Consider the following 21,171-nt stretch of genomic DNA (forward strand, 5'->3'; position numbering starts at 1 on the left):
CTTTTTCTATTGACCAAAATTTGGTCAGTCTTCGTATTTAAGTGGATCCCCTTCAAATGGCTCGTCTGCAACTTTAATGGAATCGGTTGGGCATCCTTCAAATGCGTCTTCCATATCCTCCATCAGCTCATCTGGCACTTGTTCAGTCCCCGTGTTATCATCAAGAATAACGAAGGCGATGCCCTCATCATCATAATCGTAAATGTCTGGTGCCGCTGCTCCGCAAGCTCCGCATGCGATACACGTATCCTTATCAACAATGGTATATTTAGCCATTCCAGTTCCTCTCCTTTATCTCCGAACAAGTTCAGTTATACTATCGTGTTTATTCTATAGATATTTTGAGGTTTTTTCAACCCAAAACCGCCGGGAGGGTAATTCAGTGCGATTCGATGAAGTCGTTTTAGCAATCATGAAAGCGGTTGACGGTCAACGGACCGTGTCTTCCCCTTATCATTTAATTAAAGGAAAGAAATCGGGACAAACCATTCAAGACATCGGCTATTTCGGGCTCCATCCTTATTTTGCCGTGTTCCCTAAGCTGGACAAGCAAGACTATCTATCGTCCATCGAAAGGCTCGAGGCAAGAGGATTACTAATACCGGATGAAAATACTGTCCAGCTCCATCGCTCTGCCATCGAGCTGGAGATTCCGCCTACGCCGTTGAACGGCTGGAAGTACAGGGGCAATGAAAGCCGGTTCTTCGCACGTATATCCTTGGTGGTCCAGACGATGTCAAATTTTATGCAAGGCCATAAACGCTTTGACCCAGTCGTCACCGATGAAACGGTGCAGGCATGGGCCAAGGCTTATTTGAACCGCATCGATTTCCGCTCTGCCGCTGTCCAGGAGGCTTTTAGCAACCAAGTCGAAACCAGTCTGGCTGCAGCGAAAATATCCGAAACGCACAAGGAGATCCTCGTGGAGCGGTTATCGGGATTCGGTGTCGGCGGCCACACCTGGGATCAATTAGCCATGGAGCATGGCGTCTTGCCGATCGATGCGAAAATTGCGGCAGTCGAAACATTGCATGCTTGGCTGGATATGCTCGAAAGCATGGAGTATCCCTTGCTGTCGGAGATGCTTGAAGGCATCATCCAGCAATCCGCCTTGACAGAATCGGCGAAGCGGACGCAAAACCTGTCCGAACGCGGATTTTCACTCCAGCAAATTGCCGAACTCAGGCAGCTGAAGTCCAGCACGATCGAGGATCATTTCGTGGAAATGGCAATGAATGATCCAGCCTTCAGCTCTGCGCCGTTTATGGATGATCAGTTATTTGCATCAATACATCAAATCAGCAAGGAGATGAAGACGATGCGCCTGCGCGATATTAAAGAACGTTTGCCCGAAGCCAGCTATTTCCAGATCCGGCTGGCGTTGGCGATGAGAGGTGCCGGCAAATGAACCTTGAGAAGCTGTTATACGACTCTTATGGATACACGGAATTCCGCCCCGGCCAGCAACAAGTGATCGAGCAAGTGCTTTCAGGGCGCGATGTGTTGGCATTGCTGCCGACCGGCATGGGGAAATCGCTTTGTTATCAGCTGCCCGGTAAAGTGCTGCCGGGCGCGATCGTCATCGTCTCACCCCTTTTATCCTTGATGCAAGACCAAGTCGCCCAATTGAAGAAGATGGGGGAGAAATCGGTTGTTGCCATCAATTCCTTCATGAAACCGGAAGATCGCGAAAGGGTGTGGAATACGCTCGGCAGTTATAAATTCATCTTCGTTTCACCCGAGATGCTCGTACAGCCTTATGTACTCAGCAAACTAAAAGCTCTCGGCATATCGCTGCTCGTTGCGGACGAAGCGCATTGCATTTCTCAATGGGGCTTCGATTTCCGACCGGATTACTTGCGCATCGCAGAAATCCTGCCGCTGCTCGGCAATCCGCAAACATTGGCGCTGACCGCAACGGCGACCGATAAAGTAACGGATGAAATCAAGCGGTATTTAAAATTGAGCGATCCCTTCGTCTACTCCCATCCGATGGACCGCAAGAACCTTAGCTATGATATCCGGAAATTCGACAATGACAGCGAAAAATTGGATGAATTATTGCGCTTGGTGTCAACATATGGAGGGCCGGGGATCATTTACGCCGGAACACGCCGGAAATCCCAGGAACTGGCGGAGCGGCTTCTTGGCATCGGCATTCGTGCGGCGTTTTATCACGGCGGGATGGAGCAGCAGGACCGCATTTTTGTGCAGCAGCAATTTGCCAATAAGGAGCTGGAATGGGTGTGCGCGACCAATGCGTTCGGCATGGGGGTCCATATTCCCGATATCCGCCACGTCATCCATTTCCAATTGCCTTCTTCAATAGAAGGATATGTCCAGGAAGTCGGGCGTGCCGGCCGGGATTCTTTGCCTTCACTTGCGACTTTATTGTATGCCGCAGGCGACGAGCGGCTCGTGGAAAGTTTGCTCATGGATGATTTGCCAAGCCCCCATGAAATCGAACTGATCTATGAGCGTGGCGAAGAAGCGAAACAATTGATTGAGCAGGGAATGATAAGGGAAACCGCGTATCGCATCATATCCTATTGGCGTGAGCGACTCCCCCTTGAAGGCACTTTGAACCAGATCGAGCAATTGAAAAAAGAGAAACAGCATCAAGCCGCCTCTGTCCGCGGCCTGATACATTCAACTGGCTGCATCCGGCAGTATATAAGCATGAGCTTTGACCAAGAAAACCCTGAGATACCGCCAAATTGCTGCAGTTTCCATGGAATCGACCACAGCCAGTTCCAAAGTGATCGAAACGCAGTGAAAGCAGCACCGCAAGGGTCCTGGAAAGAGCGCTTGAAGGTCCTTCTTCCTATATGAAAATCTCTATTTCTATTATTTACAAATAAGTCTTTTTTCGTCATAATAGATATATTAGTACAGATAGGGGTAGTCATGAAATGGGAAACGATAATTATCATGAATCAATGGAAAAGAATCGCCAGGAATTGTCACAGGAACGTATGGCAGAATTGTCGAGGCGTGCACGCCAGATGCCTAAGCCGAAAAGCAGGGGCTTATTATTGCCTTCCTTGTTTTTCATCTTTATCTTGATTCCGGTCACTTTGTTGATCTATGTTGCGTTTTACTATGAGCCGGATGACACGCTAACTGCCAAAACAAACGAAAATGAAGTCAGTTTCGAACTGAACTCCCAGCCGCCTTCTGACAGCACGGTACTTGCTGCGACAGAAGGCCAGGAAGAAGATGAAAGTGAAGGCGAAAAGAAAGATTCGCAAACAAAAGATGCGGCAGAGCAAAAAGAGCTGAAAGAAAAAGCGCGCGAACGTGAAGAAAAGGCGGCTGCAAAAGAGAAAGAGCAGGCAGCTGCGGCCAAGGAACAAGCTGAGAAAAAAGCGCGGGAAACAGCACTGGCAGAACAAAAAGCCCGTGAAGAAGCTGAAGCGAAAGAAAAAGCCGAAGCGGAACAACGTGCATTAGCTGAACAAAAAGAAAAAGAACAGCAAGAAAAGCAAGATGAAACACCGTCTGCAGGCGGCAAGACGGTAACCGTCCAATCGAGTGAAACGCTTTACCGCATCGCCGTCAATAATTACGGCGCGAGCGGAGCAGCCGCCGCCGTCGAGAAAATCAAGCAGGCCAATGGATTGGCATCTAACGATATCAGCCCTGGACAAACATTGATTTTGCCATAAGGCGAGATTAAATGCCTCCTGTTAGGGAAAAGATAAGAAGAATCTAAAAAGAGGTGAGCAAATGTTTGTCAAAAGTGCATTGGTGAAAAAAGAAAAATGCTTTACTGTAAAACCGGAAGATACGATGGAAAAAGGGCTCGAGCTGTTGGAAAAGCATTCCATTGATGCTTTGCCTGTCGTCGATGGCGACAAATTCCAAGGAATCTTCACCTGGTATCATGCATACCGCGCATTCTTTTATTCGGACGCCAAAAAAGATAATTTTATCCGTTCGACAAAAGTGAAAGATATCATGGTCAACCAGGATGTATACTTGAATATTGACGATGTATACGAAAAAGCCTTGGTCGAATTGCGTGACTTTCCGATCATCGCGGTTGTCGATGAAGGGAAATTCGCCGGCATCGTCACCCGTTTTGACCTCGTCAACCAATTGCAAAGCGCGTTCGGCATGCAGCAATCCGGCTTCCGCATCACGTTCACGTCGGTCGAGTCAGAAGGCCGCATCGGCCGTCTCGGGGAAATCATCGAGAAATATAAGGAATCTGTCGTTTCCCTTGTTACTTTTGACGAGACAGATAAAGTGGTGCGCCGCATTGTCCTGAAGGTCAAGAAAAAGAACAATATCGACAAATTCACGAAGGAACTGGAAAAATCGGGCTTCCGTATTCTTGATATCACTGAAGATTGAATAGCGGCTTGAACAGGAAAACATAAGCGCAGCTTATGTTTTTTTGTTGCCTTGGAAAGGAGCTACAATATGAAATGGATTTTACGGTCCGCATTGGCTGGCCTGGCATTACTGGCATGGATGTTTCGCTCCGCACACACTGAAATCGAGAGGACGGCAGCAGTCCGCTTATCGGGAGACGCTGAGTTTTCTCCTTTTAAACTGCTCTTTATCTCCGACGTTCACCGGCGCAAGCTTCGGCAAGATATGTTTAGCGATAAAGTCGATCTTGTGGTCATCGGTGGTGATTTTGTCGAGCGGGGGGTTCCTGAACAGCGCATTCGCGAAAATTTAAAGGTTTTGAGCGGGCTCGCTCCTGTTTATTACGTGTTCGGGAATAACGACAGGGAAATCGGTGAAGAACGGTTAAGGATGCTGCTCGAAGAACAAGGCGCCATCATCCTTGACGACGAATCGATTGAACTGTTCGGCAACACTGAACTGAAATTGACTGGAATTGATTACTTCGCTTTTCGTGAGAACAGTATTGAAGCTGCTTTCCGCACTGTCGATAAAGATGATTCCGTCATTTTCATCTCCCATACGCCCTTTGTCTTCAAGCACGTGAAACAACATTATCCAGCCAGCTTGCTGCTGGCCGGCCATACGCATGGCGGCCAAATCAGGCTGGGCCGTTTCGGGATATTCGAACGCGGTTCCTTGGTTGTCTCGGAAGGGATTACCGAACTCGTCAGCAACGGGTTCGGCACGACCACTTTGCCATTGAGGTTGGGCGCAAAAGCGGAATTCCACGTTCTGGAAATTCATCCCGCGTCAGCCGGGGAGGATTTGGCACAAAGCTCTTCAATCGGATAAGATGGATATGACATTATTACAGGAGTGGTTGAAATGGAATATGCAGATGTCATTATCGTTGGAGGGGGGCCGTGCGGATTATCGGCCGCCATCGAAATACAGAGAATGGGCTTACATCCCGTCATTCTCGAAAAAGGCAATATCGTCAACGCCATCTATCATTATCCGACGCATCAGACTTTCTTCAGCAGTAGCGAAAAACTATCGATCGGGGATGTGCCTTTCATTACGGAAGACCGTAAGCCGAAGCGCAACCAAGCGCTTGTCTATTACCGCGAAGTGGTGAAGCGGCACGCGTTGGATGTGCGTGCTTATGAAACGGCGTTATCGATCGAACAATCGGACGGCTTTCTCGTGAAGACGACTAAAGGCGAATACAAGGCAAAATACGTGGTAGTGGCGACAGGCTATTATGACCATCCGAACAAGCTTGATGTTCCGGGTGCTGGCTTGCCGAAAGTGATGCATTACTTCAAGGAAGGGCATCCTTATTTCGACCGGGACGTTCTGGTGATCGGTGGTAAGAATTCAGCAGTGGATGCAGCACTTGAACTGCACAAAGCCGGGAGCCGCGTGACGGTGTCCTATCACGGCACGAGCTATTCGAAAAGCGTCAAGCCATGGATCTTGCCGGAATTCGACGGGCTCGTGCGCCAAGGGGAAATTACCATGCTGTTCGATTCCATCGTCGATGAAATCCGCGAAGGAGAAGTGGAATTGACCGTGAACGATACGAAAGAAACCTTGGCGAATGATTTCGTCTTCGCGATGATTGGGTACCACCCGGACCATCGTTTCCTCCAGCAGATGGGAATCGGAATCGATGCGGCAAGCGGAAGGCCCTCATTCGATGAGGAAACGATGGAAACGAATGTCGAGGATTTGTTTATCGCTGGCGTGATTGCAGCCGGAAACAACGCCAATGAAATCTTCATCGAGAACGGCCGTTTCCATGGCCGGCAAATCGCCTCGGCAATCGCGAAGAAAGAAGCGCTGAAAAAACCAACAGACTAGATTATCCAAACGAGGTGCAATATGAAAAAGAAAGTATCATTGATTACAACAGGCGGCACTATTGCAAGTAAAGCCATTTCCGATGGCGGCCTGCTGAAATCCGGCGCCATATCGGGAAAAGAATTGGCGGAGCTTTGCCAATTGCCGTCTGAAATCGAAGTGAAAGTGATCGATGTTTATCAATTGCCGAGTATGCATATCGGTTTCGATGAAATGAACATCGTTAAGGAAGCGATTTTGAAAGAATTGGAAAATCCGGAAGTAGAGGGTGTGGTCGTCACACATGGCACTGACACCTTGGAAGAAACAGCCTATTTCCTGGATTTGACAGTCGGCGATGAGCGTACGGTCGTTGTGACAGGAAGCCAGCGTGCGCCTGAAGCAGTGGGGACAGATGTGTATTCCAATTTGCGCAATTCGATTTACGTCGCGGTCGATCCGGTGATCAAAGGCGTCGGCACGGTCGTCGTCTTCAATGAACGGATCTACAGCGCGAAATATGTCAAGAAAGTGCATGCCAGCAATTTGCAGGGCTTCGATTCATTCGGCCATGGTTATTTAGGAATCATCGACAATGATAAAGTCCGCATCTACCAAAAGCCGGTGCTACGGGAAGTGCATCGTGTGCCAGGGGGCATGCCGCGCGTCGATATCGTCAAATGCTATTCCGGCCAGGAAGGGTCGGTTGTCGATATGCTTGTCGAAAGCGGATCAAAAGGCATCGTCTTAGAAGCGGCTGGCCGCGGCCAGATCTCCCCTCATATGGTAGGGGCAGTCGAACGCGCCGTGAAATCCGGCGTTCCCGTCGTATTGACGACGAGCGCCGAAGAAGGCAATGCCTATCCGGCCTACAGCTATCCGGGAAGCGCTCACGACTTGCTGACGCGTGGCGTCATTCTGGGCAGCGATTACGACAGCAAGAAAGCGCGCATCAAATTGGCGATCCTGCTGTCAGGCAATGAAACGATCGATAGGGCAGCATTTGAAATTTAACAGCATCGGCTGAATGGAATGGAGGAGGGCGTCTATGCTAGAGCTGTTGACGGTGGCTATCGCGCCCGGGCTCGCATTGTTCAGTTATTTCTATTTGCGTGATCAATTTGCAGGAGAACCGTCGAAACTGATTTTCCATTGCTTTTTATATGGCGCTCTTCTGACGTTCCCGATATTATTTATCCAGTATGTGTTTGAAGCCGAGAATGTGTTCCAGAATGCCTTTGTTAAATCCGTCTTGTTCTCGAGTTTATTGGAGGAGTTCTTCAAATGGATCGTCCTGCTTGCGGCCGTGTTCCGCCATATCGATTTCGAAGACCCATATGACGGAATTTTATACGGCGCCAGTTTGTCGCTCGGATTTGCCACGGTCGAGAATATACTATATTTGCTTGAGTTCGGGCTTGGCGCAGCTTTCCTGAGGGCATTCCTTCCCGTATCGAGCCATGCCCTGTTCGGCGTCGTCATGGGTTATTATTACGGGAAAGCGAAGTTCACAAGGAAAACGGAGAGCAAATGGTGGCTGGCTGCTGCTTTATTTGCGGCATCGCTGTTGCACATCGCCTACAACGCTTCGCTTTATGCTTACGATAACTTGTTGTATGGGGCGGTTCCGTTCATGTTGTTCTTATGGTGGTTCGGTTTGCGGAAAGTCCACCAAGCCCATCAATTATCGGTCAACCATTACCACAAGCACACTCCACATTAAGAGAAAAAAGCCTTCCGCTGCGGGGCTTTTTCTTTTTGTGCTGCTTTGGCTCCGTAACTATTCGGAGGCTGCTTTGATTTTGCCCGAAACCTTTAGCATATTGTGATAAAATGAAATCATTACATAAGATGAGGTGACAGTTTTGACAAAAGCTATACAAATCGCGATCGACGGTCCAGCAGCTGCTGGCAAGAGCACGATCGCTAAAATAGTGGCAGGGAAATTAGGGTATATCTATATCGACACGGGCGCGATGTACCGTGCCATTACGCTGAAAGCGTTGAATGCCGGCATCAATTTAGCGAGCAATGAAGAGGCTGGGGCTTTGCTTGAGGAAACCGAAATCGATTTGGTTCCTGTAGAAGGCGGACAGAAAGTGCTGCTCGATGGAGACGATGTTTCGGAAGCGATCCGCTCCCAGTACGTCACGAAGGCGGTATCGGAAATGGCTGCCCATGAACTGGTCAGAAGACGCATGGTCGAGCTTCAGCAGAAGCTCGCAGAAGGCCGCGGCGTCGTCATGGATGGGCGCGATATCGGCACGCATGTTTTGCCTAGCGCTGCACTCAAAGTATTCATGTCTGCTACGGTCGAAGAACGGGCAAGACGCCGTTTCGAGGAAAATAAAAAACGCGATATCCTGACGCCGCTTGTCGAGCTGCAGGAAGAAATCGCCATGCGCGACAAGATGGATTCCGAGCGCGAAGTGGCGCCTTTGAAACAAGCGGAGGATGCGGTGTTCTTAGATACGACTCCTTTAACGATTTCAGAAGCAGCGGAAGCCATCCTGAAATTAGCGGAAGAGAGGCTGATGGCGTCATGAATTTATATGCAGTGGGAAAAACGCTCGTGAAGACAGCGCTGAGCCCGTTATACCGTTTCCAGGTCAGCGGCACCGAAAAATTCCCTGAAACGGGCGGCGTGCTCCTTTGCAGCAACCATATCCATGCGCTCGATCCGCCTGTAGTGGGCATGACAGCGCCGAGAACCGTTCATTTCATGGCGAAAGAGGAATTATTCAAAGCGCCTGTGCTCGGTTCGATCCTGCCGAAAGTCAACGCCTTTCCGGTGAAGCGCGGCATGAGCGACAGGGAGGCACTGCGGACGGCGTTGAAATTGCTGAAAGGCGGGGAAGTCGTGGGGCTGTTCCCGGAAGGCACGCGTTCGACTGACGGCGTATTGAAGAAAGGCTTGAGCGGCGCCGGCTTCTTTGCCCTTCGCGGCAATGCCGATGTCATGCCGTGCGCCATCATCGGGCCGTATAAGCCGTTCGGGAAAGTGAAAGTGGTCTATGGCGACCCGATCCTGATTGGCCCCTATCGTGAACGAAAAGCTTCCGCGGAAGAAGTAACAGAAGCCATCATGGCCAGTATTCAAAAAATTCTGGATGAAAACACCTGAAATAAGTGATTATTTTTGTTTTTATTAGAGAATTCGAATAAAATAGAAGATGGATAGTTTGTGAAGGAGGGCTACTTATGTCAGAGGATATGAATTTGATGGAAAACCGTGACTTCCAAACAGGAGATCGCGTAAAAGGAATAGTTGCCAAAATCGAAGAAAAAGCAGTGACGGTGACAATTGATGGAGCGCCGTTCGACGGGATCATCCCGATCAGCGAGTTATCGAGCCTCCACATCGAAAAAGCTTCGGACTCGGTCCAAGAAGGAGACGAGCTTGAATTGATCATCACCAAAGTGGAAGACGAGAACTTTGTATTGTCGAAACGCAAAGTCGATGCGGAATCTGCATGGGATGATCTCGAGAAGAAATTCGAATCCGGTGAAATCATCGAAGCGGAAGTGAAGGACGTCGTCAAAGGCGGCTTGGTCATTGACTTGGGTGTGCGTGGTTTCGTGCCGGCTTCACTTGTGGAAGATTATTTCGTCGAATCTTTTGAGGATTACAAAGGCCGTGTCATGACCTTTAAAATTGTCGAAATGGAAAAAGAGAACAACCGATTGATCCTTTCCCACCGCGCGGTAGTGGAAGGCGAAAAAGAGTCCAAGAAAGAACAAGTGATGGATTCGATCAATGCTGGAGATGTGCTTGACGGCAAAGTCCAACGCATCGCTTCGTTCGGTGCATTCGTCGACATCGGCGGGGTGGACGGGCTTGTCCATATTTCCCAATTGTCACACGAGCATGTCGACAAAGTGTCGGACGTCGTGACGGAAGGCCAGGAAGTGAAAGTGAAAGTACTTTCCGTTGACCGTGATTCTGAACGCATCTCGCTGTCGATCAAGGATACTTTGCCTGGGCCATGGGATGCTATCGATGAAAAGGCTCCAAAAGGATCTGTCCATAAAGGAACTGTAAAGCGTTTGGTCAGCTACGGTGCATTCGTAGAGGTGCTTCCCGGAGTAGAAGGCCTTGTGCACATCTCTCAAATTGCGCACAAGCATATCGCCACGCCTCATGAAGTTCTTCAGGAAGGCCAGGAAGTGGACGTGAAAGTGCTGGAAGTCAATAAAGAGGATAAGCGTTTGTCCCTCAGCATCAAAGAGCTTCAGGAAAAAGAAGCCGAACAGGATTACTCGCAATACGATATGCCGGAAGAAGCATCCGGATTCTCCATCAGTGATGTAATCGGTGACAAATTAAAAGGGTTCAAATCCGAATAAATGTCACGGGCAAAAAGAAAGATGGATCATATCAATTACGCATTGTCCACCGGGCAATGCCGGGCCACTTGGCTCGACTGTGTCCGTTTCGTCCATCAGGCACTGCCGGGGATCGGCATCGATGATGTATCGTTGGAACCCAAAACAGGTGATTTGAAACTAAAATCACCTGTTTTTATTAATGCCATGACCGGGGGCGGCGGTTCCGAGACCTTGCAGCTGAATGCCATGCTTGCACGGGCTGCGAAAGAAACAGGGATCGCGATGGCTGTCGGTTCACAAATGGCTGCACTGAAAGACAAGAAGGAACGCGAAAGCTACCAAATCGTGCGGAAGGAAAATCCGGAAGGGGTCATCTTCGGCAATCTGGGGAGCGAAGCGACCGTTGGGCAGGCACTTGAAGCAGCCGAAATGATCGAAGCGGATGCATTCCAGATTCATTTGAATGTCGTCCAGGAACTGACGATGCCAGAAGGCGACCGCCAGTTCCGCGGTGCGCTCGAGCGTATTGAAATGATTGCAGAAGCACTCGATGTGCCGGTGATCGTCAAGGAAACCGGATTCGGCATTTCCCAAGAAACCGCCGAGGCGCTTGCGAACACCCAAGTCTCGGCCATCGACGCCAGTGGCTTCGGCGGCACCAATTTTGCGAGCATCGAAAATGAACGCAGGAAACGCAAGCTGTCTTATTTTGAAGACTGGGGCATCCCGACGGCTGCGGCGGTCGTCGAATGCCGTAAAGGCTTCAGCCGCACCGTATTGGCTTCAGGGGGGCTTCAGGATGCTGGCGACCTGGTCCGCGCATTCCGGCTCGGCGCAGACGCTGCGGGTATCGCAGGCAGTTTCCTGAAACACGCGGTAAGCCTTGGGGAGGCCGGGCTGATCGAAGAGATCGAAGGCCTCCATGAAGATTTGCGCATGCTGATGACTGCGCTCGGGGCCCGCACAATTGAAGAGATCCGCTCCGTCCCTGCCGTCATCAGCGGGGAATTGCTTTCCCATTTGCAGCAAAGAGGCTTTGAGACGGACCATTTCGCAGTTCCTTCGAAAAACTGAATATTGGACAATTTAAAGGGATGGACATTATTCAGATGCCATCCCTTTTTTCGTGTATAATAGGCTTATCAGAAGTGGAAGGATGAATTAATTATGTCAAAACCGGTAGTAGCAATTGTTGGCCGGCCGAATGTAGGGAAATCCACGATTTTTAATCGCGTGGTAGGAGAACGAGTTTCCATCGTGGAAGATATTCCAGGGGTTACGCGTGACCGCATCTACAGCTCGGCAGATTGGCTGACACATGAATTCAACATCATCGATACAGGAGGCATCGACCTTAGCGACGAGCCGTTCCTCGAACAGATCCGGAGCCAGGCAGAAGTGGCGATGGATGAAGCGGATGTCATCATCTTTCTCGTCAATGGGCGGGACGGAGTGACGGAACAGGACGAGCAAGTAGCGAGAATCCTTTACCGCACGAAAAAACCTGTGGTGCTGGCTGTCAATAAAATCGACAATCCCGATATGCGCCACATGATCTATGACTTCTATTCCCTTGGAATCGGCGAGCCGTATCCGGTTTCAGGATCGCACGGCTTGGGTCTTGGCGACTTGTTGGATGAAGTCGCCAAGAACTTCCCGAAAGAGGATGAAGAGGAATATCCGGACAATGTCATCAAGTTTTCATTGATTGGCCGGCCGAACGTGGGAAAATCATCACTCGTCAACGCCTTCCTTGGAGAAGAGCGAGTCATCGTCAGCGAAGTGGCCGGGACGACACGCGATGCCGTCGATACACAGTATGAATACGACGAGCAGCCTTATGTCATCATCGACACGGCGGGCATGCGCAAAAAAGGGAAAGTATACGAAAGCACGGAAAAATACAGCGTACTGCGCGCTTTACGCGCGATTGAACGTTCTGACGTTGTACTGGTCGTCTTGAATGCAGAAGAGGGCATCCAGGAACAAGACAAGAAGATTGCAGGGTATGCCCATGAGGCAGGGAAAGCGATCGTCATTGTCGTCAATAAATGGGATGCCGTGAAAAAAGATGACAAGACCATGAATAAATTCACGCAGCAGATCCGCGAGCATTTCCTGTTCCTGGATTATGCACCGATCATTTTCGTTTCCGCATCCAGCGGACAGCGTGTGCACAACATCCTTGACATCATCAACCGCGTCAATGACAACCATTCACGCCGTATCCAGTCCAGCATACTCAATGAAGTGATCGAAGATGCTGTGGCGATGAACCCGGCACCGTCCGATAAAGGGCGCCGCCTGCGGCTTTATTATGTGACGCAAGTGGCAGTCAAACCGCCGACTTTCGTTGTATTCGTCAACGAACCGGAATTGATGCATTTCAGCTACGAGCGCTTCTTGCAGAACCGTATCCGGGAAAGCTTCGATTTTGAAGGCACGCCGCTGCGCTTGATTACGCGCGCGCGCACATAAGCTCAACCAGCAGGTGTCTCCACCTTGCTGCTGGCATTAATTGATCCAACCGGACTTTGCAGACCATTAGGGCTCCCACTTGAAGAGGTGGGAGTTTGGTTTTCTTAACGCAGGACAAAGGAGAGATAAAGATGGAAAAAGTCACTGTATTTGGTGCAGGGAGCTGGGGGACCGCACTCAGCTATGTACTGGCGCAAAATGGCCATGATCTTCTGTTATGGACCCACCGCCAAGAGCAGGCGGATGAGATCAACGGCCATACGAACGAACGCTACCTGAAAGATGTGCGCTTGCCGGAATCACTGAAAGCGACTGCGAATCTCGATGAAGCGGTGGCACATGCCGATATTTTCGTGCTGGCCGTCCCGACCAAGGCAATCCGCGAAGTTTCGAGGGATATCCGTAAGCGGATGACGAAAAAAGGCTTGTTCGTCCATGTGTCGAAAGGCATCGAACCGGACTCGCTCAAACGGATCAGTGAAATGATCCGTGAAGAAATTCCGGCCGAGCTGATCGATGATGTCGTCATCCTGTCAGGGCCAAGCCACGCAGAGGAAGTCGTGCAGGAGCATCCGACAACCGTCACTGCAGCGTGCGAAAATACGCAAGCGGCGAACCGTGTCCAGGATCTGTTCATGAACTCCTATTTTCGCGTTTACACGAATACCGATGTCATCGGAGTCGAAATCGGCGGTGCTTTGAAGAACATCATCGCTTTAGCGGTCGGGATTACTGATGGCCTCGGCTACGGCGATAATGCTAAAGCCGCAATCATGACGCGTGGCCTGGCTGAAATTGCCCGCCTCGGCGTGAAGATGGGGGCGACACCGCTGACCTTCTCTGGCTTATCGGGCGTAGGCGACCTGATCGTTACCTGCACGAGCGTCCATTCGCGCAACTGGCGGGCAGGCAATATGCTTGGAAAAGGCAAGAACGTCGATGAAGTGCTGGATGAAATGGGTATGGTCGTTGAAGGGATCCGGACAACGAAAGCCGCACATCAATTGGCTGCGGAATACAAAGTGCCGATGCCGATTACGGAAGCTTTGTATGCGGTCTTGTTTGAAGGCGTCAAGCCCGAGAACGCCGTGGAAGCGTTGATGGGCCGGATGAAGAAAAATGAAATGGAAGATTTGATCGACTTGCTGTAATTGTCACAAACGGAGGGGCTGCTTGCTGCTGCCCCTTCTTTATTTATGCTATACTATGGACTGAAACTCGACGAAAGGCGGCTTATTCATGAGTTCTTTGGATAAAATGTGGGTATCGTTTGCAGGCATCGCTTTTTTGATCATTTCCATGGGGATGATCTACTTGAGCCGATACAAATTGCAAAACGGCATCCTGAAATTTCTATTTGCGCTGATCGCGTACGTTCTGCTGATCCTGGGCTTCTTTATCATGGTTTTCACTGTATTCAGCGGACCGACCGGTGGCGCCTGAGGGGATGGACATAATGAAAAAAACAACAGCGTTGCTGCTCATCCTGCTGACAGCAAGCCTGCTTACGGCTTGTGCGTATCCCAGCAGCGAGCGGGCGGAAAATCAGATTCCCTATGAAGATCAGCTGGCCACTGCGCAACAAGCGGTTGAACGCTATCAGGAGTCGAAAGGCGGCTTATTGCCGATCAAGACGCGGGACATGGACGTCGACCAATTCATCAAATACCCTGTCGACTTTTCCAAAATCGTGCCGGATTTTACTGCTGAGATCCCGAGCAACGCGTTTGAAGTCGGAGGCATTTATCAGTATGTGCTGATGGACGTAGAGGAAAACCCGACCGTCAAGCTAGTCGACCTCCGGGTTGCGGAAGGCATCCGTTCTGTCAATGTGAGAAAGAGTGCGAATGGCGGCAGGGCCCCGATCTCCGAGATCATTGCCGATAACGTCTATAAATTCAATCACGAAGCAATGGGCTTCAATGAAGAACCGATGGTTCAAAGCCCCTACAGCGGCAAGATGCTGCCGATGGTCATCACCGGACAAGGAGATGTCTATATCGATTATTCCATCGATCTGTATGAGGCGATTCAAAGCTATGAAGGCGAACTTGAACAAGGCGAGGATATCCGTTTCATCCTATATGAAAACAGCCCGGTGGTTCCCGCTTATTCACTTCCATACACCATCGATGGAAATGGGGAGCCTATTTTTTTGACAGATGAAAAAGCTTGATACAGCACGGATTTGCCCGAAATCCACATGTTTTTGAAAATATTGGGAGTATTTGGTGGTTTTCTTTGAAATGCGGCCTATTTGTTGTTGCTATGCGATTTTCGTTGTGATACTCTTTTTACAGGATTGATGGCAAGCATCCCCTTTGAGAGGAGGTGAATAGCATGAACAAAACAGAATTAGTGAACTCTGTTGCAGAAGCGGCTGAACTTTCTCGTAAAGACGCTGCGAAAGCAGTTGACGCTGCATTTGAAGCGATTCAAGATGCTCTAACTAAAGGTGAAAAAGTACAATTGATCGGATTCGGTAACTTTGAAGTTCGTGAGCGCGCAGCCCGTAAAGGACGCAACCCACAAACAGGTGCTGAAATCGAGATCGCCGCAAGCAAGGTTCCTGCCTTTAAGCCAGGTAAAGCACTTAAAGACGCAGTGAAATAAGCTTCGGCTACTGTACATAGAATGGCTTTTGCGAGATCTGATCTTGCAAAGGCCATTCTTTTTTTCGGCCCCGTTTTTGCCAATACCCCCCGTAAATGCTACAATTCAGGTGAGAAATGCGGAGCTGCTCACGGCTTTGCAGAAAAGGCGCATGAAACTGCAATGATTTCTGGCTGTTTTCAACCGCTGCCCCAAATAGAGTGATTTTCTACAGGAGGAAACAATGTGATAGATATAAAAAGCCATAACGTAGATCTGGATAAAATAGAGCAAGCTGTCGGGATGATTTTGGAGGCAGTCGGAGAAGATGTAGGCCGTGAAGGGCTGCAGGATACCCCGAAACGCGTCGCGAAAATGTATGCGGAAGTTTTTGCGGGATTGAAGGAAGACCCGAAAGAGTATTTCCGCACCGTGTTCCATGAAAATCACGAAGAGCTGGTACTGGTAAAGGACATCCCGTTCTATTCGATGTGCGAGCATCATTTAGTGCCGTTTTTCGGGAAAGCGCATATCGCTTATATCCCGCGTGATGGGGTTGTCACAGGGCTCAGCAAACTGGCGAGAGCGGTCGAAACAGTCGCAAAACGCCCTCAGCTGCAGGAGCGCATCACTTCCACCATTGCAGATTCGATGATGGAAACCTTGAACCCCCACGGCGTGTATGTCATGGTCGAAGCCGAGCATATGTGCATGACGATGCGCGGCATCAAGAAGCCAGGATCGAAAACCGTGACGGCTGTCGCAAGAGGGCTATTGGAGACAGACGATATCAAACGCTCGGAAGTCATAACTTATATCAATATGGATTAATAAACTGGAAAAGCAGGTGTAAACAATGGCACAAACTGAATATGTAGTGATCCGTGCCCAGGAAGACGGCGTCAACGTCATCGGGCTGACACGCGGCAATGATACGAAATTCCATCATACGGAAAAGCTCGACCGCGGCGAAGTGATGATCGCCCAATTCACCGAGCATACATCAGCGATGAAAATTCGTGGCAAAGCGGAAATCCATTCCGCGCATGGCATCATTGAAAGCGACGCGAAAAAATAAGCGTTAATGGTGAAGGCCATAAGGGCATTATGCTATAATATGAGCTATGGCTAACCTATGAATGGAGCAGGCAGTATGAACGGACAACAAATACAATCCAAAATCATCTCCATGGAAATCGACGTACTAAAAGCAGTCCGCCAACGAACGCTAGACCAGTTGACGGAAGGGCCTTTTGTTAAAGAGGCGCGCCTGTTTTTCTTGCTGCTGCCGTTTTTTAACGGGGAGCAATGGTCGGGTAAACTGGAGACAAGCGCTCGGACAGTAGCGATCGTCTACGCTGCGCTGCACGCACATGACCGTGTGAAAGAAGACATGCCTATCAGCAAAGAACAGCAACTGACAGTGCTCGCCGGGGACTTTTACAGCGGCATCTACTATCAATTGCTGGCTGAAGGAGAAAATATCGAAATGGTCCAAAAGCTCGCTACGGCAATAATCCAGGTGAGTGAAAAGAAAGCCTCTTTCCATGAGCTTGTGATCCAGCAGCCTGAGCAAGTGGAAGAAACCGCGATAGTAATCGAAACAGCGCTATTGAATGCATTCTATGAAGAGAATGGCTTTAGCCATTATAAGCAACTGATGGAACAATCCTTGCTGTATATCCGGTATACGGAAGAACTCGAGGCGCTGAGGGACGGCAAGTTCAGCTATGTGCTGCGATTACTGAGCGAGACGCTGACCCACCCGACGTTCATCGAGCGATGGCTCATCGCCCGCATGGAAACCTTGAGCAATGGCATATTGGAGTCCATCAATGATTGTGAACTGGATTTCGAGCTCAAGAATATATTGCTCCACCAAATTATTCCGCATCGGCACAGTGCTGAACCGCTGACGCGAGAAGGATGACGATGATGCAGAAAACGAAAGAACAAAGAGTTCACGAAGTGTTTGAGAAAATTTCCGAAAACTATGACCAGATGAATTCAGTCATCAGTTTTCAGCAGCATAATAAATGGCGCAAAGACACGATGCACAAAATGCAAGTAGCACCAGGGGCGGCGTGTATCGATGTTTGCTGCGGCACCGCAGACTGGACGGTCGCACTCGGTGAAGCCGCCGGGCCTACTGGGCGCGTGGTCGGCTTGGATTTCAGCCAGAACATGCTGAATGTCGGACATCAAAAAACTGATCACATGCCTCAAATCGAACTGGTCCAAGGGAATGCGATGTCCCTGCCTTATCCTGACAACTCATTCGATTTTGCGACAATCGGTTTCGGATTGCGCAATGTGCCGGATTATGAGCAGGTGCTTTCCGAAATGCACCGCGTATTGAAGCCAGGCGGCATGATTGCCTGCCTGGAGACTTCACAGCCTGAAAGCCTGCTATTCAAGCCGTTTTTCCGCGTGTATTTCCGTTTTATCATGCCGGTATTCGGGAAACTCTTTGCGAAAAGCTATAAAGAGTATTCGTGGCTGCAGGAATCAGCTAAAACATTCCCGGGCATGAAAGAGCTTGCAAAGCTCTTCAGCAAAGTCGGGTTTGAAAAAGTGAAGTATAAACCTTACTCAGGAGGGGCTGCTGCCCTCCATATGGGATTGAAAAAGTAAACAAGCGGGAGAAGGTTATTAAGTGGAAAAGATGAAGTTGAAATTGCTCTATTCCGACCTGAAACCAGAGCTGGAACTGATCGAAAAAGAATTGGAACAGGCAGTGGATTCCGAATCCCTACTATTAAATGATGCTTCTCTTCATTTATTGCAGGCCGGAGGAAAAAGGATCCGCCCTGTTTTTGTTTTGCTTGCCGGAAAATTCGGGAATTACGATGTCGAATTGCTGAAGCGGGTAGCTGTGCCCTTGGAACTTATACATATGGCGTCTCTGGTCCATGACGACGTCATCGATGATTCGGAAATCCGAAGAGGCCGCCCGACCGTTAAATCGGAATGGAATAATAGCGTGGCGATGTATACCGGTGATTTCATCCTGGCGAGAGCGCTGGAACGGATCACGGAAATCGAATCGCCGAGGATCCATGACATCCTCTCAAAGACCTTGATCGAAGTTTGCCGTGGGGAGATTATCCAAATCGAACATAAATACAGGCTTGACCAAAGTATGCGGGATTATTTGCGGCGCATCAAACGCAAAACCGCCTTATTGATTTCTTCGAGCTGTGAATTAGGGGCATTGGTATCCGGAACCGATGAGAAAACAGCAGCGCATTTGCGCCGTTTCGGTTATTTCATCGGGATGTCGTTCCAGATCATCGACGATATCCTCGACTTTACGGCGAGCGACCAGGAATTGGGCAAACCGGCAGGAAGCGATTTTATCCAAGGCAATATTACCTTGCCGATTCTCTATGCGCGCCGGGACCCCCTGATCTACCAGATGCTCCGCGAGAATTTGAACCAGGACATTTCCGATGAAAAACGGCTGGAAATCGTCCGTACCATCCGAACAAGCGCAGCGGTTGACGAAGCGAAACGGATGAGTGAACGCTATTTGGAGAAGGCACTGAAAGAGCTGGATTATTTACCGAAAGGGCCGGCGACAAAAACGATGCGCAAAATTGCCTTCTTCATCGGCAAGCGAAAGTTTTAGTTTCCAGTTGACAAATGATCGGACAATGATAGTATTTTTTAAGGTGGGCAAAGTGCCCGAGCTTTTTAACAGAGGAGTGTTCTATAATGGAAAAAACATTTTTGATGGTAAAACCTGATGGTGTGCAACGCAATGTCATCGGTGAAATCGTTTCCCGTTTCGAGAAAAAAGGCTATCATTTGGCAGGCGCTAAATTGATGCAAATCCCGACTGAGCTTGCTGAACAGCATTACGGTGAGCACAAAGAGCGCCCATTCTTCGGCGAACTAGTAGACTTCATCACTTCAGGTCCTGTTTTCGCTATGGTTTGGGAAGGCGAAAACGTCATCTTGACTGCGCGTCAAATGATGGGAGCAACTAACCCGAAAGATGCAGCTCCAGGAACAATCCGCGGTGACTTCGCAGTTACTGTCGGCAAAAACATGATCCATGGTTCCGATTCAGCTGAAAGCGCTGAGCGTGAAATCGGTTTGTTCTTCAAGGAAGAAGAATTGGTATCCTACGAAAAAACAATGAACAGCTGGGTCAACTGATCCGGATCCAGAAAAAATGCGGCCGCGCAATCGGCCGTATTTTTTTATTTTGCAGAGCGGTTTCGGAAATGGGATTGAATCGCCAAAATGAAAGCGGTTTCTTTTGCTGGCGCGGGTTTGTTGCTATTAGAATGTTTAGTTTTCTTCATATTTAGGATAGAATTGAACAAATGCCATATGGTATAGTGATAGTTAAATACTTTAGCACGTTGAAGGGAGAAAGCGTACATGCGTTACTTAACAGCAGGAGAATCTCACGGTCCACAATTGACCGCCATTATTGAAGGGTTGCCAGCGCAACTGCCTTTGACGGCGGAAATGATCAATAAAGAGTTGAAACGGCGCCAGGGAGGCCATGGCCGCGGCCGCCGCATGCAGATCGAGACAGATACAGTAGAAATCGTTTCAGGAGTACGCCATGGGAAGACTTTGGGTTCTCCTGTCGCATTGGTCGTCAAGAACGATGATTGGAAACATTGGACAAATGTCATGGGGATCGAGCCGATCGAAGAAACAGATGAAGTGAAACGCCAATTGACACGCCCGCGCCCAGGGCATGCTGATTTGAATGGCGGCATGAAGTATGGCCATCGTGATTTGCGTAACGTATTGGAACGTTCTTCTGCGCGTGAAACTACCGTTCGCGTAGCGGTGGGGGCAGTAGCCAAACAGCTTCTCGCCGAACTTGGCGTCAAGATCGTTTCGCATGTGACAGAAATCGGCGGAATCAAAGTCGACCCGGCAAGCTATCTCGGAAAATCCGCAGATGAAATCCGTGATATCGTCGAAGAGGATGCTGTCTATTGCGCGGACTCTTCAAAAACAAAAGAAATGACCGATCTGATCGATGCCACGAAGAAAAACGGCGACTCGATCGGCGGTACTGTAGAAGTCATCGTGGAAGGCATGCCAGCCGGAATTGGCAGTTATGTGCATTATGACCGCAAACTGGATGCGAAAATTGCGGCTTCCGTCATGAGCATCAACGCGTTCAAGGGCGTGGAGTTCGGCCTTGGATTCGAAATGGCGCGCCGCCCAGGCAGTGAAGTCCATGATGAAATCATTTGGGATGAAGAAGCGGGATATACCCGCAGCACGAACAACCTTGGCGGTTTTGAAGGCGGGATGACGACGGGCATGCCGATCATCGTCCGCGGTGTCATGAAGCCGATTCCAACGCTCTATAAACCTTTGAAGAGCGTGGACATCGAAACAAAAGAGCCGTTCCAGGCAAGCATCGAACGCTCAGACAGCTGTGCGGTACCGGCAGCGTCGATCGTGGCAGAACACGTCGTTGCTTTTGAAGCGGCAAATGCATTGCTCGATCAATTCGACGCGGACCAATTGCCGCGACTGAAAGAGAACATCGAAAGCTATAAAGCCTATACAAAGGAGTTTTAA

Annotated in this window: 25 protein-coding genes; 24 read left to right on the plus strand and 1 reads right to left on the minus strand. The window is 49.5% G+C overall.

The genetic code is table 11. The features are described 5' to 3' along the window. Positions 1 to 24: 24 nt before the first annotated feature. The gene (locus DP119_RS05685; protein WP_068869317.1) at positions 25 to 276 is read right to left on the minus strand and encodes a ferredoxin; all 252 of its coding nucleotides are present in this window, start codon (positions 274 to 276) and stop codon (positions 25 to 27) included. A gap of 106 nt (positions 277 to 382) precedes the next feature. On the opposite strand from DP119_RS05685, the gene DP119_RS05690 reads away from it, so the two are divergent. The 24 genes from DP119_RS05690 (at position 383) to aroC (ending at position 21,171) form a co-directional block, all read left to right on the plus strand. Continuing rightward, positions 383 to 1,408, plus strand: coding sequence for a YpbB family protein (locus DP119_RS05690; RefSeq protein WP_112231628.1), 1,026 nt, complete (start codon positions 383 to 385; stop codon positions 1,406 to 1,408). Beyond that, positions 1,405 to 2,832 carry a RecQ family ATP-dependent DNA helicase gene (locus DP119_RS05695; RefSeq protein ID WP_112231630.1) on the plus strand — a complete coding sequence of 476 codons (1,428 nt, stop codon included), beginning with the start codon at positions 1,405 to 1,407 and terminating at the stop codon, positions 2,830 to 2,832. Before DP119_RS05690 ends, DP119_RS05695 begins: the two co-directional genes overlap by 4 nt. 80 nt (positions 2,833 to 2,912) lie before the next feature. Then, positions 2,913 to 3,668, plus strand: coding sequence for a LysM peptidoglycan-binding domain-containing protein (locus tag DP119_RS05700; protein ID WP_112231632.1), 756 nt, complete (start codon positions 2,913 to 2,915; stop codon positions 3,666 to 3,668). 61 nt (positions 3,669 to 3,729) lie between these two features. After that, positions 3,730 to 4,359: a CBS domain-containing protein gene (locus DP119_RS05705; protein ID WP_112231634.1), complete on the plus strand. Its 630-nt coding sequence runs from the start codon at positions 3,730 to 3,732 to the stop codon at positions 4,357 to 4,359. Positions 4,360 to 4,428: 69 nt separating this feature from the next. Beyond that, positions 4,429 to 5,214, plus strand: coding sequence for a metallophosphoesterase (locus DP119_RS05710; protein ID WP_112231636.1), 786 nt, complete (start codon positions 4,429 to 4,431; stop codon positions 5,212 to 5,214). 33 nt (positions 5,215 to 5,247) lie between these two features. Beyond that, positions 5,248 to 6,228: a YpdA family putative bacillithiol disulfide reductase gene (locus DP119_RS05715; protein WP_112231638.1), complete on the plus strand. Its 981-nt coding sequence runs from the start codon at positions 5,248 to 5,250 to the stop codon at positions 6,226 to 6,228. A gap of 21 nt (positions 6,229 to 6,249) precedes the next feature. Then, positions 6,250 to 7,221, plus strand: coding sequence for an asparaginase (locus DP119_RS05720; RefSeq protein ID WP_112231640.1), 972 nt, complete (start codon positions 6,250 to 6,252; stop codon positions 7,219 to 7,221). 34 nt (positions 7,222 to 7,255) lie between these two features. Continuing rightward, positions 7,256 to 7,930 (plus strand): glutamic-type intramembrane protease PrsW, encoded by a 675-nt coding sequence (prsW, locus tag DP119_RS05725; RefSeq protein WP_112231642.1) that lies wholly within the window; start codon positions 7,256 to 7,258, stop codon positions 7,928 to 7,930. A 142-nt stretch (positions 7,931 to 8,072) separates the two neighbouring features. Continuing rightward, entirely contained in the window at positions 8,073 to 8,753 is a 681-nt protein-coding gene (gene cmk, locus DP119_RS05730; RefSeq protein WP_112231644.1) for a (d)CMP kinase, read from the plus strand. Then, on the plus strand, positions 8,750 to 9,331 hold the full coding sequence (locus tag DP119_RS05735; protein WP_112231646.1) for a lysophospholipid acyltransferase family protein: 582 nt from the start codon (positions 8,750 to 8,752) through the stop codon (positions 9,329 to 9,331). Before cmk ends, DP119_RS05735 begins: the two co-directional genes overlap by 4 nt. Before the next feature lie 77 nt (positions 9,332 to 9,408). Further along, complete coding sequence (gene rpsA / locus DP119_RS05740; RefSeq protein WP_112231648.1) at positions 9,409 to 10,554, plus strand: 30S ribosomal protein S1; 1,146 nt, start codon at positions 9,409 to 9,411, stop codon at positions 10,552 to 10,554. Between the two features lie 21 nt (positions 10,555 to 10,575). After that, positions 10,576 to 11,610, plus strand: coding sequence for a type 2 isopentenyl-diphosphate Delta-isomerase (fni, locus tag DP119_RS05745; protein ID WP_276308706.1), 1,035 nt, complete (start codon positions 10,576 to 10,578; stop codon positions 11,608 to 11,610). 93 nt (positions 11,611 to 11,703) lie between these two features. Beyond that, entirely contained in the window at positions 11,704 to 13,014 is a 1,311-nt protein-coding gene (der, locus tag DP119_RS05750) for a ribosome biogenesis GTPase Der (RefSeq protein ID WP_112231652.1), read from the plus strand. Positions 13,015 to 13,145: 131 nt separating this feature from the next. After that, a complete protein-coding gene (locus DP119_RS05755; RefSeq protein WP_112231654.1) occupies positions 13,146 to 14,165 on the plus strand; it encodes an NAD(P)H-dependent glycerol-3-phosphate dehydrogenase in 1,020 nt (339 codons plus the stop codon). An 88-nt stretch (positions 14,166 to 14,253) separates the two neighbouring features. Next, positions 14,254 to 14,457 carry a DUF2768 domain-containing protein gene (locus DP119_RS05760; RefSeq protein WP_058380557.1) on the plus strand — a complete coding sequence of 68 codons (204 nt, stop codon included), beginning with the start codon at positions 14,254 to 14,256 and terminating at the stop codon, positions 14,455 to 14,457. A gap of 13 nt (positions 14,458 to 14,470) precedes the next feature. Then, on the plus strand, positions 14,471 to 15,190 hold the full coding sequence (locus DP119_RS05765) for a hypothetical protein (protein ID WP_112231656.1): 720 nt from the start codon (positions 14,471 to 14,473) through the stop codon (positions 15,188 to 15,190). A gap of 164 nt (positions 15,191 to 15,354) precedes the next feature. Continuing rightward, positions 15,355 to 15,627 carry an HU family DNA-binding protein gene (locus DP119_RS05770; RefSeq protein ID WP_068869301.1) on the plus strand — a complete coding sequence of 91 codons (273 nt, stop codon included), beginning with the start codon at positions 15,355 to 15,357 and terminating at the stop codon, positions 15,625 to 15,627. A gap of 225 nt (positions 15,628 to 15,852) precedes the next feature. After that, positions 15,853 to 16,437 (plus strand): GTP cyclohydrolase I FolE, encoded by a 585-nt coding sequence (gene folE, locus DP119_RS05775; RefSeq protein ID WP_112231658.1) that lies wholly within the window; start codon positions 15,853 to 15,855, stop codon positions 16,435 to 16,437. Positions 16,438 to 16,462: 25 nt separating this feature from the next. After that, positions 16,463 to 16,684 (plus strand): trp RNA-binding attenuation protein MtrB, encoded by a 222-nt coding sequence (gene mtrB, locus DP119_RS05780; protein ID WP_058380559.1) that lies wholly within the window; start codon positions 16,463 to 16,465, stop codon positions 16,682 to 16,684. 75 nt (positions 16,685 to 16,759) lie between these two features. After that, entirely contained in the window at positions 16,760 to 17,536 is a 777-nt protein-coding gene (locus tag DP119_RS05785; RefSeq protein WP_112231660.1) for a heptaprenyl diphosphate synthase component 1, read from the plus strand. 5 nt (positions 17,537 to 17,541) lie between these two features. Continuing rightward, the gene (locus DP119_RS05790) at positions 17,542 to 18,240 is read left to right on the plus strand and encodes a demethylmenaquinone methyltransferase (RefSeq protein WP_112231958.1); all 699 of its coding nucleotides are present in this window, start codon (positions 17,542 to 17,544) and stop codon (positions 18,238 to 18,240) included. A gap of 22 nt (positions 18,241 to 18,262) precedes the next feature. Then, the gene (hepT, locus tag DP119_RS05795) at positions 18,263 to 19,237 is read left to right on the plus strand and encodes a heptaprenyl diphosphate synthase component II (RefSeq protein ID WP_112231662.1); all 975 of its coding nucleotides are present in this window, start codon (positions 18,263 to 18,265) and stop codon (positions 19,235 to 19,237) included. Between the two features lie 86 nt (positions 19,238 to 19,323). Beyond that, entirely contained in the window at positions 19,324 to 19,770 is a 447-nt protein-coding gene (ndk, locus tag DP119_RS05800; RefSeq protein ID WP_058380561.1) for a nucleoside-diphosphate kinase, read from the plus strand. A 228-nt stretch (positions 19,771 to 19,998) separates the two neighbouring features. Beyond that, entirely contained in the window at positions 19,999 to 21,171 is a 1,173-nt protein-coding gene (aroC, locus tag DP119_RS05805; protein WP_112231664.1) for a chorismate synthase, read from the plus strand.

This window comes from Planococcus maitriensis, assembly GCF_003289925.1.
Lineage (GTDB): Bacteria > Bacillota > Bacilli > Bacillales_A > Planococcaceae > Planococcus > Planococcus maitriensis.